Below are 15,695 nucleotides of genomic sequence, written 5' to 3' on the forward strand. Positions count from 1 at the left end.
GTAAGCACTTGCATGGCTAGCGTTCACTTTCCGCTCTAATCAATGGTTTACCTGCCCTGGTAATACTTTGTTTAACCACAAGCCAAAGACACAAAGTAATAGAGATACTCATCATTACCCAAATGGCGATCATAATCAGCACCTGATATTTGATTGCTATCATAGGGCTTGTACCTCCGAGTATTTGCCCTGTCATCATCCCAGGTAAGGAAACTAAACCCGTTGTCGCCATCGTTGCCAAAATAGGCGCGAGTGCTTTTCTTAGCGCATTTTGCACAAAGCCAAAACAGGCCTGTTTTGGTGAGGCACCTAATGCGAGAGCCGCTTCATATTCAGGCCACTTATCTTCAAATGATAAGAAAAAATGCTGCAGGCTGACGATATTAGCACTTAGGCTATTGCCTAATAACATGCCTGCAAGAGGAATAAGGTATTGTGCGTGATAAAAAGGTGTCGGTTGGATCACCGCCAAAGTAAGCAGCATCAAAAGGGGAAATAACCCTACCACTAAGCCTAAACTAACTGGGATAAATAGATGTTTTTTCGGTAACTTGGCTTTACTGATAATGGCACTGGCGCCTATGCCAATCATCAAAATTAACCACACCAGATTGACCCAAAGGTTGTTAAGTTCAAACAAAAACGCTAAGTACAATCCAATCAACCCCAACTGAATCACCATTCTGCTAATAGCCAATATCGCATCTTTGCCAATGCTAAGTTGATATCGGTAATTAATTGCAAAAGGGATAAATAAAGTCAGGCTAAATAAACCAAGTTGCCACCAACTTATATCAATAAATTGCTGCATTTATTGTTCTAATTTACGGTTAATTTTAGCTTACTCATTAAGCGTTAGAGATAAACGATGCTCAAACTTAACAAATTTATCAATAAAGAAACCAAAAAAGAAAGCCAAGCTAACACAGTTTGGCTTTTAATTAATCGTTTCCCATAAACGTCTGAGATACATCCACTAAGAACTCACCTTTTAATGCTTGGCGCCCCAACAACATTAAGTAGGTCATATCTGAGCGGTCTGTTAACGTAATTTCAATTTCCCATGTTTTATCACCCAACTTGGCTGGGGTTTTTATCACATACCTTTGTTCGCTTTGGCCATTAGACGATTTTATCTTTCTCACATCGTGTAACACCGCCTGGCACCGCACCACATGTTCAACATTGTGAATTTCGGGGTGGATATCAAATGCCACAGCGGGCTTGTTATCTATTGTGATCCTTTGCAAATTATCGACATGTAATGACGAGGTTTGCGCTCCGGTATCAACCCTAACATCCAGCTGACTAATGGCTAATTCAGGTAAATCAATATTTTCTAGGTGACCAATTATTGGCAGCTGTTTCATAACAAACCTTCGCTACTTTCAATGTTGACGATAAGCTCTTCTTCAACGCTTTCTAGCTCTTCAACAATTTGTTCATCATCTTCAGCAAAAAAGGCAATGTGATACATGGCCTCCCCTTCTTGCACTAAAGGGATATTTTGCTTACCTATAATAATGCCATCCTTGTTGGCAATCACTTCGCCTAACACCTCACCATAGGGCGAGCCAATATGGGCAACAACATCGCCCTTTTTAACTTGATCGCCTAATTCAAAGTGATGGCTGACAATACCACTGGCACTGGCTCTAACCCAACTGCTGTGGTTAGCCACAAAGGGAGTAACCTGTTTTTTCACCGCGCGTTTTTTCGGCAACATTTTTAAGTGTCTGAGCACATTAACAATGCCCTTTATACCCGCGCGAATAGATAACTCATCAAACCTTAATGCCTCACCTGCTTCATACAAAAGTACTTTGGTTTTATTCGCAACTGCAGACTCTCTTAGTGAACCATCGAGCACATTAGAATTAACTACAACAGGCACGCCAAAGACTTTGGCTAACTCCAAGGTTTCTTCATCGGCTAAATCTGCGCGAATTTGCGGCAAGTTAGAACGGTGAATCGCCCCTGTATGCAAATCAATGCCATAATCACAATGACTGACGATTTCAGTTAAAAACTTATTCGCCAAACGCGCAGCTAATGAACCTTTGGCCGAACCAGGAAAGCTGCGATTTAAATCGCGCCTATCAGGCATATACCGACTTTGGTTCATCACGCCATACACATTCACCATAGGCACGGCGATAACGGTGCCTGCTTTAATTTTAAATCCTTTTAAGTTAATTAAACGGCGGATGATTTCAATACCGTTCAATTCATCGCCATGCACTGCTGCACTGACAAAAATAGTTGGTCCAGGCTTTTTTGCCCGAACAATATACACGGGCAAATTAACACTGGCGTCTGTATATAACCGAGCAACGGGCAATTCAATTTTTTTGGTTTCACCGAGTTTAACTTCGTGCTCACCAATTTTTAAAACAGACATTTATTATCCCTCCAGTGGGAATGTTTAACCTTTGCCGCGCGTTTTATTTGTCGCGGTTGCTGCTTTTTTCTCAATAAACTCAATTACTTTACCGGCTACATCTAAACCAGTAGAGGTTTCTATCCCTTCTAAACCGGGTGATGAATTCACTTCCATCACCATAGGGCCGTTGTGTGAGCGCAGTAGATCGACTCCGCAAAAACTCAAACCCATCGCTTTTGCTGCGTTCACTGCTGTTGCTCGCTCTTCTTTCGATAATTTGACCACTTCAGCACTGCCGCCGCGGTGTAAATTTGATCTAAATTCACCTTCAGCGCCTTGACGTTTCATAGCTGCAACTACTCTATCACCCACCACTAAACAGCGAATATCAGCACCACCGGCTTCTTTAATGAACTCTTGCACTAAAATGTTGGCTTTTAATCCCATAAACGCTTCGATAATACTCTCTGCAGCTTTAGCAGTATCAGCAAGCACTACACCAATACCTTGCGTGCCTTCTAATAACTTAATCACTAAAGGTGCACCGCCAACATTTTTGATTAAGTCTTTAATGTTATCGGGTTTACTGGCAAAGCCCGTTCTGGGTAAACCAATACCTTTGCGCGATAACAACTGTAATGATCTTAACTTGTCTCGCGAGCGGCTAATGGCTACCGACTCGTTAATGTTAAACGTCCCCATCATCTCAAACTGTCTTGCTACTGCCGTACCGTAAAAAGTAATCGATGCACCAATTCGCGGAATAATGGCATCGTATTTAGGTAACTCTTCACCGTGATAACGCACTGTTGGGCGATTACTGGTGATGTCCATGTAGCAATGTAAAGTGTCGATGATGTCGACTTCATGGCCTTTAGCTTCAGCCGCTTCTTTTAAGCGACGTGTTGAATATAAGTTTTCGTTTCTAGATAAAATTGCAATGCGCATGATTTGATCTCCTAACCAGTAGATACGCTGTTTATATTGGCAAAATTAGTACAAGAAAACTGAAAAGAAAAACAAAATAAACTAGACTATTTGATAAGATTTTTTTATTAAAAAAGCCAATGAAAATAGAGCTTATCAGTACTTTTTTAGAAGTCAGTCAAACTTTGCATTTTCGAATTGCTGCCGAAAATTTGTACGTTACACAAGCGGCAATCAGTTCAAGAATTAAGCAGTTAGAGCAAGAGTTAGGTGTTTTATTATTTGACCGTTCTCAAAAACGATTAAAGCTCACACCTGAAGGCCACCGCATGGTCAAACACGCCAATGAAATGATGATCATGTGGCAAAAACTCAAACAAGATGTTGGAGTAGGCTCGGGTTTATCAAACCAACTTTACGTCGGCTCTATGATGTCTATTTGGGATATTGTGCTGCAAGACTGGCTACAAAAAATCCACCGAAACTTAGATGATGTTAGCTTGTATACCCGTACTTTTTCAGCGATAGAGCTGCGTAAACAAGTTGTCAGCCGCTTGATTGATATTGCTTTTTTATTCGAACCACCTTATGTCGATGATATCGAATGTGAAAAAGTCAGCAGCGTGCCATTACAGTTAGTTTCAACCTTTGCCGGTGCTCACTCGAGTGCATTAGAAAATATGATCATGGTCGATTACGGCGAATCGGTGAATAGCCAATTTATGCGTGACTTTGCCGATACCACAATCGTTAGACACAATATGAGCCAGCCACGTATTGCAATGAATTTTATTTTAGAAGCCGGTGGTTGTGCTTACCTGCCTAAACAAATGTGTTTTGAAGCTCTGAGAAAAAACAAACTGCATTTAGTGCAAGACGCGCCAAGTTACAGTCGAGATATTTACGCCATATATCTTGTTAACAGCCATAAAAAAGCACTGATTCAAGACGCACTGCAACTATTTCCCTACCTGCGAAGCTAAAATTAATTTTACAGGTTTGATAAAAATTCTTTATCAAACCTGTCATTTAATAGCAATAAACTAAATTATTTTAACTACTCTGTAGCCGAGGTAGGTTCAGAAGGCATGTTTAACGATCTTACTTGTTGATACCAAAGCTTGAAAAAGTCCTGTTTTAGCTTTTGCTCTATCTTGATGGCTTGCTCAGTCGGGCAAAATAAACAAAAAGTAAAACGTATTCTGCCCAGTTCCGTTGTCCCGATTTCCAATGACGGCTCAGGCCCCGGTATTTGTACATCTAAACGCTTTTCAATCATGGCACTGTAACGCTCTGCTACATCATTAAAATCATGACAATACTCTTTTGCCAAAGCCATCAACTCAGCTTTAACACTGAAAGGGTCGACCTTGGCATCATCACAGGTCACAGTAAAACTGTGATTGGCGTAACGCCTTAAGTAATTTAAGTTTTTAATGGGATGCGACATCAACTGATTGTTGGGTATAAAAATAGTCCGTCCAGTAAATGTGTAACTTTCTAAATCAACCTCAAGTAGCGTGGCTTTGGCCCAATCGGTTTCAGATACTTCACCAACAAAATCATCGACTTGGATCCAATCACCAATGCGAAACGGATTGGTACTCGATATGTACAAAAAGCCAATGAAGCACTGGATAAACTCTTTCGTCGCAATGATGATTGCCACCATAAAAGCAGCAATAGACAAGGCAAATTTTTGTAGCTCGTTATGCCAAATGGTAAATAAACAAATAAGTAAAATAAGATTCAGTAAGTTTTTGATATTGTTAACTAAGTAACGCTTATCGACACCGCGTTTGGCTGAACGTGAGCGAATAAACTTTGTTGCACCAAACTTTAGCAGCCAGATAAAAATGACCAAAAACAAACAAATGTATAAGCGAATCTGAACGGAGTTATCCATAGCAACTAAGTAACCTTTACCACTACCAATCAAAAGTATAAGAGATTATTGCTAAGCCTGAGTGAAGCACTGACAAAAACGCTAAAAAATAGGCACAAAAAAGCCGAAACCAAAGTTTCGGCTTTTTAGTTTTTCCAACTCGATTAAAAGTTATTTAAGAAGAATGGAATCATCAACGCATTGACGAGATCAATAAAGAAGGCACACACTAAAGGCACAATGATAAAGGCTAAGTGCGACGTACCATAACGCGCAGAAACAGCAGACATATTGGCCATAGCCGTAGGTGTAGAGCCAAGAGATATACCACCAAAGCCCGAGCAAATGACCGCTGCATCATAGTTACGCCCCATCGCAGGGAAGATAACAAAGATATTGATTAATACCGCAACGATAAACTGCGCACCTAAAATAGTGAAAATAGGCCCTGCTAACTCAATCAAGGTCCATAACTGCATACTCATTAATGACATCGCAAGAAAAGTACCTAAAGAGACATCAGCAATCAATGCAATTGCCGGTGAGCGACTTGGCCACTTTAAACCAGAAATACGCGGACGAGATTGTGGAACTAAATTGGTGATTAAGATACCAGCAAATAAACACGTCACAAACATAGGCAAATCTAGACCCAGCGTAGTGACCAATTTATTTAATAACAAACCGACAATAACACAGAAGTGAATAGCAAAAATGGCATCTAAAAAGGCAAAGCTACTAATTTGTGAATCATCTTTTTGTTCGGTTATACCCACATTCACTTTTTCAGTTGGTTTAGGTTGTAAGTTGTGACGAGTAATTAAGAATTTGGCTATAGGCCCACCCATAATACTGGCGAGAATCAAACCAAAGGTTGCACAGGCAATACCAATTTCCATCGCGCTTTGAATGCCAAATTGCTCTTCAATCTTAGGCGCCCAAGCAATCGCCGTTCCGTGACCACCAATCAGTGAAACAGAACCACCAAGTAAACCCACAGGTGTTTCCTTATCAAATAACGAAGCCACACCAATACCGGTTAAGTTTTGAATCACCATATAACCAACGGTTAAGCCGAGTAAGATCACCAATGGCATACCGCCTTTGAGTAGGTCTTTTAAGCTGGCATTGATACCGATGGTGGTGAAAAAGTAAACGAGCAGCACATCACGTGCAACCAATTCAAACTCAATCTCGATTGAAGTCACAGCATAAAATAAGGCAATTAACACAGAGACTAATAAACCACCCGATACGGGCTCTGGGATACTGTACTCTTTTAAAAAGCCAACTGAATTATTGAGACGACGCCCAATAAAGAGCACGAAGATACCGATAGTAACAGCGAAAAAAGACTGTATATGCAGAACGTTATCAGTGAATTCCATAACACCAACTTATTATTAGTTATTTGAATTAATCCATTTTTCGTTAAGCCCTAACACCATAGTTAGACAGCTCAAAAACGAAAACTAATTTAATTAAAGCACAAGATTATGACTTTTATTTTGCTCATTAATAATATATGACAAAGCTTATAAAACCATAGCAGCTGTACATAACTTGATGCTATTTAGCAGAATTTTTCAACTACACAGTTTGGGCTATTACCCGTTTAAATCCGTATTTAAAGTGGCTTTATGCCAAAAATTTGCTTGTAAAATTTTTGTGGATTTACAGTTTTATACAAGCCAAAACGCTTTACGGTTTGTTTTTTACTGCCAAGCCATGAGCCAAATAAGCGATCCCATATTGACAAACTTGCACCGAAGTTCTTATCTAGATGTTGCGCATGACTACTGTGATGAATTTGGTGCTGTGCTGGGCTGATGAACCAGTTTTCAAACTTGCCAAAACCTAACCAAACATGGCTATGTCTTAAATTAGCGCCAGCTAAATTAAACACTAGGTTAAAGATACTGACACCCAAAACTTCATACACGCCAATGCGCCCGACAAAACAATAAATAAACACACCACTGACAGTTCCTGTGACAACAAGGCTTCTACAGGCATTAATACAATATTCAATAAAGTGAACTCGATACAAAGTCAGCGGTGTCATTGTCAGAGCACTGTGATGAATAGCGTGAAAACGCCATAACAGGGGGACTTTGTGATAGGCGTAATGAACGAGAAAACGGCTGAAATCTTCAAATAGAAAAACCGTAATAGTAAAGAGCAACATCAAACTTAAGCTAGAGATTTGGATAAAATCGCCACTGCCAAAAAACGCCGTTAAAAAGCGGTAGACAGACATCGCCCAAGCAACCTGCCCTGTTAATAATGGTAACAGTAGGAATAAAGCCAGTAACTGATTAACCGTAATCCATTTGAGATCGAGCTGACTGCTTTTACTGAACCAATATTTAGCTGAACAGCTTTTTTTCAGTAGTGACAGCAATGATTGACTCGTCATGAATGCCCATACCAAAGCCAAACCTAAACCCGACAGTAAATAAAGCCAGTAAATGCGTTTGCTCGGGTTAAGTACGTAATGGGCAAGCTCAACGAGTGCGCCTTGTATTTGCGTAAACGCCTCAAACATAAAGCTCAATTCACCTTGGTAATAACAAAAATTTAATCGCGCTTATTCTAACTTGTACAGTCAAAAAATAAACAACAAAACGCCATTGATAAGTCAAATGATAATAGTTATCATAATCATATAACAATTCTAACATCTAACTACTAATCACAAGAGAACAACCTCATGTTCAAAAAAACACTTTCTACGCTTGCTGTTTTATCTGCAATGAGCCTCACTGTTGCTTGTAGCGATGACGATGACTACACCTATACAAGTGCCAGAACCTCAACACAAACAGATACTGAAGTTGAAGCGATCACTACTGACACAGTAAAAGCCAATTATGTAGCTATGGCTTATGCAGCTTATTCTGATTCACTGACGACAGCTCAAGCTCTACAAGAAGCTGTTGATGCCTTTATTGCAGCACCCACTGAAGATAATTTGACAGCAGCCAAAGCCGCTTACAAAGTAGCGCGCGCACCTTATCAAGAATCAGAGATCATGCGCTGGGATAGCAATATCACAGTAGGTAAAGACCTAACAACTGACGGCGGCGTGGCTAGCGTTGATGAGTGGGAAGGCCAAGTAAATGCATGGCCATTAGATGAAAACCACATTGTTAGCATTATTGAAGGTAGTGCGCAGATTGACACTGCTCTATTACTTGATCAAAACGGCGCAAACGATAACGAAGCGAACGTTACTACCGGTGTTCACGCTATCGAATTTATGCTTTGGGGTGAAGACACGCACGGTACAGATGCAGGCGCAGGTGAGCGAGCAGCGGTTGAATTTGATGTTAACAACTGCGCAGATGCCCTATGCGATCGCCGAGCTCAATATTTAAAAGTTGCTACTGACTTATTAGTTGATGACTTAGTGCTGATGCAAGCGGAATGGAGTGCGGATGCTGTGACTACAGAAGGCACATTGGCATATAACTTCACAGAAAGTGAATTAGCACTTGATTACATCTTAGGTTCTATTCATGCGATGGCGACAGACGAATTAGCGGGTGCACGTATGAACTCAGGCCTGACGTTAGGCGATCCAGAAGAAGAGCACGACTGCTTTAGTGATTTAAGTCATGTTGCTATTTATCACAACTTCCAAGGTGTAAAAAACGCATTTTACGGTAACTATGGCGAGATTGACGGTCCAGGTATTGGCGACCTTATTCGCGAAGCAGATGAAACGACTTACAGTGATATCGATGAAGCGTTAACCAGCATCGAAACCCATATGGCACAAATTCTTGCCTTTGGTGAAGACGAAACGAACCCTGTGAAATTTGACCAAATTATCGGTCAAGCATCAACTGATGCAGAGCGTCAAGTTGCAGAAGCAGCCGTTGCAGAATTAATTGGCTTAGATGCCAAATTAAAAGCCGCAACAGAAGTGCTGTCACTTAACCCAATTGACACAACTGGTGGTGGTGACGGCGATTAAGCCCCTCCTCCAGCCTTAAATACAGCGCTATTGCCTAATAAGGCTTAGCGCTTTTTACGTTTTAAAAGACCTGAATTTATGAAAACTCACTCTCTGATCAGTTTAGCTTTACTGTCACTTGTATTGACCGCTTGCGGAGGCGGCTCAGGTGGTAGTGGGGAGACTAAAACCAATCCTGTTGTTACCAATACTCAAACGTCGACACAAACGGCCACCGAAACGGTCACATCAACACAGACAGAAACAGAAACAGAAACCGACACCGACTCAGATACAGCAACCGAAACTGAAACCGAGCTAAAAATAGAACACCTATCAGGCGGTGAAACCAGTACCCCCGATAACACTGCAGATGCTTTTTCAGAACGCTCTTTTAATATGACCGACGTGCAGCGCATTGCACAGTTTGAATTAGGCGATGATTTTTTCCAAAACCCTTGGGTTGCAGGCAGTGCAAGTACATCATCGAGAGACGGACTGGGTGGATTATTTAACAACAATGCTTGCCAAGACTGCCATATTCGCGATGGCCGGGGCCATGCACCGAGTGGCTTAATGACAGATGGCGATGAAGATTTTGCCAGTATCTTATTTAGAGCGGCGCGCAGTAATATCAGTGAAGATGAAAAAGTACAAATGCTCAATTCACTGCTCGCTAATGTTGAAGATTCAAGTGTTGGGGCTCAACTTCAGCAAGAAGCCATCGCGCAAGTAATGCCAGAAGTTGAACTCGGTATTGAGTATGAAACAAAAACAGTGACCTTTGCTGATGGTTACCAAGTTGAGCTTCGCGACCCAATTTGGCACTTAACAAGCACAAGAGCAGCACAAGGTTATGACTTTGATGCTGATACTGTCTTTTCAGCGCGTGTTGCCCCACCTATGATAGGTTTGGGTTTATTAGCCTTAATTTCTGAACAAACGATCTTGGCTAATCAAGACATCAATGACACAGATAATGATGGCATCTCAGGCAAAGCTAATTATGTTTGGAGTGTTAAAGATCAAGCTATCGCACTTGGTCGTTTTGGCTGGAAAGCATCACAACCTTCTTTAATTGAGCAATCAGCTGCGGCGTTTGTCAACGATATGGGGTTAACCAATAAATTCCATCAGCAAGAATCCTGTTTAGCGCATCAAACAGATTGCATTAACGCACCTAATGGCAATGGCGATAGTGTCAACGACTATGATTATGAAGTATCGGATATCATTTTAGACGCAGTTGGCTTTTACTCTGCTCATTTATCCGTTCCGCAACGAAAAAACGCCTATGATGATGATGTGCAGCGCGGCAAAGCGTTGTTCATGCAAGCGGGTTGTCAGCATTGCCATACCCCAAGTTATGTCACCGAATACAGTGACGAACACCCTGAACTGTCTGAGCAAACTATCTTCCCTTATACCGACTTATTACTCCACGATATGGGCGAAGATTTAGCGGACTTTACCCAAGACAATCAACCAGCCAGTAGCGACATGCTTTATGAGTTTTTAGCGACGGCTACAGAATGGCGCACACCGCCATTGTGGGGAATTGGACGGGCAAAAACGGTCGACCCAGAAGCGAGCTTTTTACACGATGGCCGCGCGAGAACCATAATGGAAGCCGTACTCTGGCACGGTGGTGAAGCCCAAGCGGCAAAACAGGCGGTTTTACAATTTAATGCCGAACAGCGAAGCGATTTTAACGCGTTTTTAAACGACTTATAAAAGCGAACAAATAACAAAAAGACGCGTCAATCTATTCTATTGGCGCGTCTTTTTTAATGAATAACGTATCGCAACTAATCAATTAAGTGTGCATTATCCATGCGTTTATAGACACCAAAAGCCGAAATCCCCGCCCAGCAAATCTGCAAAGTGAAAACTGGTAAATTATCCTGCTGCCATAAAAGGGGTAGCAAAGCCACCGACGCATAAAAGTTGAAGCTTAAGTACTGAATATGGCTTAATTTTTTACTCGAAAACAAAAAGTAAGATAAACAAAATACAAAACTTGATGACCAACCTAAAGACGTATAAAAGTTGAGTGAAGTTAGTCCCGATTGCCAAGCGGACCAGGTACAAAACCCGATAAAACTAATAAAGCCTACATAGAAGGCTTGTTTGGGTATCGCTACCTTAGTGATATCAACCTTTATCAGCAGTAAAAAAGATATAACGGCCCAAAAGGTGTTAATGACAACAGCTTGATAGGAAGATAAAAACAAAGAGCTAATCACTAAACTCAGTGCTGCAACTAAGTTACCGCCATAGTAGATATCATTGCGCCAGTTTTTGACGACAGAAATATAACCGTGGTTAACTAAATAGAGAATAGAACCGAGCCAACCTAAAAACGCAACCACTATTGGATCTCCAAGTGCATATTTCGGATATACAGCTCTTTACCCACATGTGGCCCATTTAAAATAACGACCTGACTCAGATCGATCATGCTTTTATACAAACGGTCTGATTCAGAGGCTTTGAGTATCTTATCACTCCAATTTAAGACTAATACTCGTGTGCCTTGTGGCAAAGTGAAGTATTGCGTATTTGCCGATAAGCTCGTCTGACCGACGATGGCAGGATAACCTTCTGCAGTTATCAATTTTGCAATGTCTTTAGGGCGCTCGCGCTCCACTTGTTTGAGTTTTAAGCTAGCGATATCAGCCACTTGTGCAATCAAGCGATTGACTTGGGCAATAGCCTGTTTACCTTCATCCGTTTTAGCGGCAATTAAATGCATCGAATCTTGCTCTGCAATTTGTTCAACGTGTTTAATCAGTAGAGCTTGATCCTTATACTGCTGATTGAGCATGGTATTCATCACACTTTTAGTCATAGGCAGAAAATCGATTTCATTTTGCAGCAAAGCCGCTAAGGCATCATTTTCATTGGCAAAAATCACTGCACTTTTAGTGAAGCCATCGATTTTCTCTCCATAGCTGTAGCCAGCTACTCGTCCAAACGTGTGTTTATCGAGTGCATTAAAATTGAGTTTACTCGCTTGCTGTCGGTTGTAGTAAATATGGTTTGTCACGGTAAAAATGGCGTCCGAATACAAAACGCTGGCAGCGCGCTGCTCTGTTTTAAAATAAGGAAAAGCCAAGGTTTGTTTACCCAAAGCGACTTGATTAAAAGCCAAGTCATAGTTTTGATAACGCCAGCTTATTTCATGGTCGTCTTGACTCACAATTTGAGTGAGTAACTCAGCTGCGCTGCCTAAAGGGGCAGATTGTGAATTGATATAAGGCTGCCATTGATTGGTTGCAACCGACATTGTTTTAGCTGAAACAGAATAGGTAAAGAAAATAGCGATGGCCAAATTGGCGAGCGTGATAACTGATTTCATATTAATTACGTTTGATGTAGCGATAAACAAGGATAAGTAGCAAGGTTAGGCCGAAGCCCAATGAAAACATGATGTCAGCATCAATTTCGGCAATCACACTTAAAAAGAATGAACTGCTAGAGTCGTTATAATCAAGTGCAGGCCTGCTCATCATTTCACGGCTAAATTCCGTCAAATACATAGATAACTCAAACACCGCCAAAAAGCTCAAACCAACCAGTAAAAAGTCTGTCATGACCGTACTGCGTTCACGCTTTTTATTGTCTTCCTCTTGTAGCTTGGCATTGCAAATTTCAATCATACGCTCAGAGTTTTCAACCAGCTGATCAAATTTCCAGCCATTCAAAATAGCTTCGAGCAATGCCCGATTTGGTTTGGTTAAGTATTTAATGTGTTCATAAAATACAATTTGGTTAAGCCTAGAAGCGGTGCGGGTTCGCGCTAACGTTTTAATGATGGTTTGTTTATTTCCTTGACCGTAAGCAGTTTCAATTGCACCGCGCAGTGCGTTGTTACAGTTCTCTTGTGAGACATAAAAATACTGCGATAGTACCATGATATCCAGATAAGGATCTTGCCCTACTTCTGCAGCATTGTTAACCGCATAATTAAGCCAAGTCAGTGAATAGTGTTTATCGCCATTAATGATATCAGTGGCATCTTCAGGTCGATTTGTTTTCGCTAGCCATGCTGTTAAAACAGCCTGTATCGACGTATCAGCTAGCTGAGTATCGTCGAGTAAAAGGGTTCTTGCGGTCCAAGCAATATCGACATTGTCAGGCGCAGCCGTGAGTTCAAATTGGTTCGAAAGTTTAGGCCTTAGTTTAATGATGTCTTGGCAAAAAGCCGGATAGTACTTTTCAATGATAGGCTCTGCGGCTGCTTGTACCTTATCTTCAATTAGTTCTACTGGTACATCTTGACTACGCTCAATCTCACTAAGTGTTGGCAACTCAATATTGATATCAACTTCAACAACAGCAATATTGTTAGGGAAAACATGAAAAACAACATTGTTTGTACCTTCGGGCTGCCAAGCCATCAGTCGAATATCATTAGAGTTAATATCTGTTGATTGATATTGACGAACCTTATCTTGTTGCCCACCTAAATATAAAAATTGCCCTAACCATTTATTGTGACTCTGCTGATTAGCGGTAGTGTCATCGGAAATATCCGCTAGCTCCACTTGTTTAAGTGAATCGGTAAACACTTTAGAAAATTGATCGACCCCTAAGTGCAAACTGAGCGGCGAGAAGATAGGCGCAATGGCGCGAAACGTTAACTTCGTATTAGACATTTAAAGATGTAAATTCCAGTATATAACTGTCCGCATACTAACAAGCCACCAAACAAGATAAAAGACCACTTATTTGAAACGACAGTGATTTTTTGTAACTGTGACAAGGTGTTAATCACAGCGGCCTATCTGATAGAGTTTCTATCGTGTCATCGCTAAGCTACAATGCCGAACACTGAGCAGTTGGACGAGCAAATTAAACCGTGGCGTTATATTTAACGGATCAAATACAAGTTGATACTGAAAACACCTGATCCTCTTTCCCGATCAGCGAGAAGTCACAATAAGACCAAAAACCTTCTCTTTACTGCAACACTTTATCCTGCAACCGAAAACCTTAATCAGTAAACAAACCCTGCTTGATGAAGTGTGGGATGATGTTATCGTTGATGAACAAGTATTGTTTCAAACCATTCGAGAATTAAGACAAGCCTTTAATAACCCTAAAATTATTAAAAACATTCCTCGCAAAGGGTACATTTGGCAAGCGAGTGTTGAGCTAATCACAGAGATAAATACTGAGCTAAAAACTGAGCTAAATTCAGCAGTTGATGATGAGTCAGCCACAAAAACAACCCCAAATAGTGCAATGAATCACTCAGCTAATGAAGTGAGTAATTCACAAACCAATGAAAAAGCAGGGTTAACCAACAAACAAAAACTTAATAAATACAGTCTTATCCCGTCAGCATTGTTATCAATAGGCTTAATGTGCAGTATTAGCTACCAAGTACTTTTAAAACCAGAGGAAAATTTCCCACCTGCCTTTAAACAAACGCAAAAGCAATCAGGCTCTTTGATTATCTTGCCGTTTGATAATCAGTTAGCGAACCCAGCTTATAGTTGGTTACGACTCGGGGCGATGGATCAGATTAATCAGCAAATTACCTCGACTACCTCGTTATCTGTGATGAATACCGAATATGTACTCGATATGATAAATACGGCAGATAGCAAAGCCCCATCAAAGTTGGTTAATCGTCTATTTGAGCTGACCGGTGCATTAGTGGTTGTTGAAACTCAAGTTTCAGGTGACCCAGGTGATTTTCAAATCAGCTACAACTTTCATTACCCAGATCACATCAAACAAGGTGTACTGTTTGCGCAATCGATTGACCAAGGTTTGAGTCAACTTGCCAATACGATTGCTCAAACCACGGGGACAAAAAAGACCAGTTACGACAATTTTAATAACCAGCTCATGGCTAAAGCTTGGCAACACATACATCAAAGGCAATGGCGACAAGCTCAAGAGTTATTAACTGCAAAAGTAGCCATAGCCGATAGCCAATACTCTAGCCAAGCTCACTTTCTATTGGCATTGAGTTATTATCGACAAAATCAGTTTGAACAGTCGACTAGAGTGATTAAGCAGGCGCTAGGTAAAATAGACACTGAAGATAAAAACCTTAAAAAACTACATTTTTTAAATGCCTTAAATCAAGTTGCTCAAAACAAACTTGAATTTGCACTTGTCCAGTTGCAACACATTCAATCAGCTCAAACAATCACTGATAGGCTTTATTTGGCTTATAGCTTTGAATTATTAGGCCAAATTCAATTAGCCAAGCACAATGTGGAGCAAGCTTTTTCTGCCTTTAACCAAGCCTTGTTTTATCACCAACAAATAAATTGCCCAACAGGCCAGTTTTTCACTTACCTGCAATTGGCCAATATTGGCTATCAAATGCAGCAAGAAGAATTTGCCGAGCAAAACTTACACAAAGCAAAACACTTGATAACCCAGAAGAAAGTTGCGTTCCCGCTGCAAACAATCGCAGAACGCGATTTTAAAAAAGCATTTAAAATCATTGATTTTAGAAAATTTTAGAGACTTTTATTGGTAACTAAGTATTAAAAATCTCAATCTAATTGAGT

The 15,695-nt window shown here is 40.7% G+C and carries 14 protein-coding genes; 4 read left to right on the forward strand and 10 right to left on the reverse strand.

Annotation, left to right across the window (positions count from 1 at the left end):
• Positions 1 to 16 precede the first annotated feature (16 nt).
• The 4 genes from HR060_RS14205 to rimK all read right to left on the reverse strand — a co-directional run bounded on the left by HR060_RS14205 (position 17) and on the right by rimK (position 3,331).
• Positions 17 to 811: an ABC transporter permease gene (locus tag HR060_RS14205; RefSeq protein ID WP_174200960.1), complete on the reverse strand. Its 795-nt coding sequence runs from the start codon at positions 809 to 811 to the stop codon at positions 17 to 19.
• Between the two features lie 130 nt (positions 812 to 941).
• Positions 942 to 1,370 (reverse strand): ATP-dependent zinc protease family protein, encoded by a 429-nt coding sequence (locus HR060_RS14210; protein WP_174200961.1) that lies wholly within the window; start codon positions 1,368 to 1,370, stop codon positions 942 to 944.
• Positions 1,367 to 2,401: a succinylglutamate desuccinylase/aspartoacylase family protein gene (locus HR060_RS14215; protein WP_174200962.1), complete on the reverse strand. Its 1,035-nt coding sequence runs from the start codon at positions 2,399 to 2,401 to the stop codon at positions 1,367 to 1,369. The genes HR060_RS14210 and HR060_RS14215 overlap by 4 nt, the downstream gene beginning before the upstream one ends.
• Positions 2,402 to 2,425: 24 nt before the next feature.
• On the reverse strand, positions 2,426 to 3,331 hold the full coding sequence (gene rimK, locus HR060_RS14220; RefSeq protein WP_174200963.1) for a 30S ribosomal protein S6--L-glutamate ligase: 906 nt from the start codon (positions 3,329 to 3,331) through the stop codon (positions 2,426 to 2,428).
• Positions 3,332 to 3,450: 119 nt separating this feature from the next.
• Between rimK and HR060_RS14225 the strand changes: the two genes are divergently transcribed.
• On the forward strand, positions 3,451 to 4,293 hold the full coding sequence (locus tag HR060_RS14225; RefSeq protein WP_174200964.1) for a LysR family transcriptional regulator: 843 nt from the start codon (positions 3,451 to 3,453) through the stop codon (positions 4,291 to 4,293).
• Between the two features lie 74 nt (positions 4,294 to 4,367).
• Here HR060_RS14225 and HR060_RS14230 read toward each other — a convergent pair whose 3' ends face one another.
• The 3 genes from HR060_RS14230 to HR060_RS14240 all read right to left on the reverse strand — a co-directional run bounded on the left by HR060_RS14230 (position 4,368) and on the right by HR060_RS14240 (position 7,743).
• Positions 4,368 to 5,216 (reverse strand): mechanosensitive ion channel family protein, encoded by an 849-nt coding sequence (locus HR060_RS14230; RefSeq protein ID WP_174200965.1) that lies wholly within the window; start codon positions 5,214 to 5,216, stop codon positions 4,368 to 4,370.
• Between the two features lie 143 nt (positions 5,217 to 5,359).
• Complete coding sequence (gene gltS / locus HR060_RS14235) at positions 5,360 to 6,583, reverse strand: sodium/glutamate symporter (RefSeq protein WP_174200966.1); 1,224 nt, start codon at positions 6,581 to 6,583, stop codon at positions 5,360 to 5,362.
• Between the two features lie 239 nt (positions 6,584 to 6,822).
• Positions 6,823 to 7,743: a sterol desaturase family protein gene (locus HR060_RS14240; RefSeq protein WP_174200967.1), complete on the reverse strand. Its 921-nt coding sequence runs from the start codon at positions 7,741 to 7,743 to the stop codon at positions 6,823 to 6,825.
• A gap of 165 nt (positions 7,744 to 7,908) precedes the next feature.
• Between HR060_RS14240 and HR060_RS14245 the strand changes: the two genes are divergently transcribed.
• A complete protein-coding gene (locus HR060_RS14245) occupies positions 7,909 to 9,177 on the forward strand; it encodes an imelysin family protein (RefSeq protein WP_174200968.1) in 1,269 nt (422 codons plus the stop codon).
• Between the two features lie 78 nt (positions 9,178 to 9,255).
• Positions 9,256 to 10,890 (forward strand): di-heme oxidoreductase family protein, encoded by a 1,635-nt coding sequence (locus HR060_RS14250; protein WP_174200969.1) that lies wholly within the window; start codon positions 9,256 to 9,258, stop codon positions 10,888 to 10,890.
• A gap of 74 nt (positions 10,891 to 10,964) precedes the next feature.
• Here the strand turns inward: HR060_RS14250 and HR060_RS14255 are convergent, their stop codons facing one another.
• From HR060_RS14255 to HR060_RS14265, 3 genes are read right to left on the reverse strand one after another with little or no spacing between them, the layout of a single operon-like run.
• A complete protein-coding gene (locus HR060_RS14255; RefSeq protein ID WP_174200970.1) occupies positions 10,965 to 11,528 on the reverse strand; it encodes a CBU_0592 family membrane protein in 564 nt (187 codons plus the stop codon).
• Entirely contained in the window at positions 11,528 to 12,517 is a 990-nt protein-coding gene (locus HR060_RS14260) for a substrate-binding periplasmic protein (protein ID WP_174200971.1), read from the reverse strand. The genes HR060_RS14255 and HR060_RS14260 overlap by 1 nt, the downstream gene beginning before the upstream one ends.
• Position 12,518: 1 nt before the next feature.
• Positions 12,519 to 13,817, reverse strand: a complete 1,299-nt coding sequence (locus HR060_RS14265) for a hypothetical protein (protein WP_174200972.1) — start codon at positions 13,815 to 13,817, stop codon at positions 12,519 to 12,521.
• Positions 13,818 to 14,100: 283 nt separating this feature from the next.
• Here HR060_RS14265 and HR060_RS14270 point away from each other — a divergent pair, with 283 nt between their 5' ends.
• Positions 14,101 to 15,648 carry a winged helix-turn-helix domain-containing protein gene (locus tag HR060_RS14270; protein WP_343044240.1) on the forward strand — a complete coding sequence of 516 codons (1,548 nt, stop codon included), beginning with the start codon at positions 14,101 to 14,103 and terminating at the stop codon, positions 15,646 to 15,648.
• The last annotated feature ends 47 nt before the right edge of the window (positions 15,649 to 15,695 follow it).

This window comes from Marinifaba aquimaris (genome assembly GCF_013328345.1).
GTDB classification, from domain to species: Bacteria; Pseudomonadota; Gammaproteobacteria; order Enterobacterales; family Alteromonadaceae; genus Marinifaba; species Marinifaba aquimaris.

Bases quoted from the DNA above. Each gene is read 5' to 3' on its own strand.
- HR060_RS14205 (WP_174200960.1), bottom strand. From the start codon at position 811: ATGCAGCAATTTATTGATATAAGTTGGTGGCAACTTGGTTTATTTAGC.
- HR060_RS14210 (WP_174200961.1), bottom strand. From the start codon at position 1,370: ATGAAACAGCTGCCAATAATTGGTCACCTAGAAAATATTGATTTACCT.
- HR060_RS14215 (WP_174200962.1), bottom strand. From the start codon at position 2,401: ATGTCTGTTTTAAAAATTGGTGAGCACGAAGTTAAACTCGGTGAAACC.
- rimK (WP_174200963.1), bottom strand. From the start codon at position 3,331: ATGCGCATTGCAATTTTATCTAGAAACGAAAACTTATATTCAACACGT.
- HR060_RS14225 (WP_174200964.1), top strand. From the start codon at position 3,451: ATGAAAATAGAGCTTATCAGTACTTTTTTAGAAGTCAGTCAAACTTTG.
- HR060_RS14230 (WP_174200965.1), bottom strand. From the start codon at position 5,216: ATGGATAACTCCGTTCAGATTCGCTTATACATTTGTTTGTTTTTGGTC.
- gltS (WP_174200966.1), bottom strand. From the start codon at position 6,583: ATGGAATTCACTGATAACGTTCTGCATATACAGTCTTTTTTCGCTGTT.
- HR060_RS14240 (WP_174200967.1), bottom strand. From the start codon at position 7,743: ATGTTTGAGGCGTTTACGCAAATACAAGGCGCACTCGTTGAGCTTGCC.
- HR060_RS14245 (WP_174200968.1), top strand. From the start codon at position 7,909: ATGTTCAAAAAAACACTTTCTACGCTTGCTGTTTTATCTGCAATGAGC.
- HR060_RS14250 (WP_174200969.1), top strand. From the start codon at position 9,256: ATGAAAACTCACTCTCTGATCAGTTTAGCTTTACTGTCACTTGTATTG.
- HR060_RS14260 (WP_174200971.1), bottom strand. From the start codon at position 12,517: ATGAAATCAGTTATCACGCTCGCCAATTTGGCCATCGCTATTTTCTTT.
- HR060_RS14265 (WP_174200972.1), bottom strand. From the start codon at position 13,817: ATGTCTAATACGAAGTTAACGTTTCGCGCCATTGCGCCTATCTTCTCG.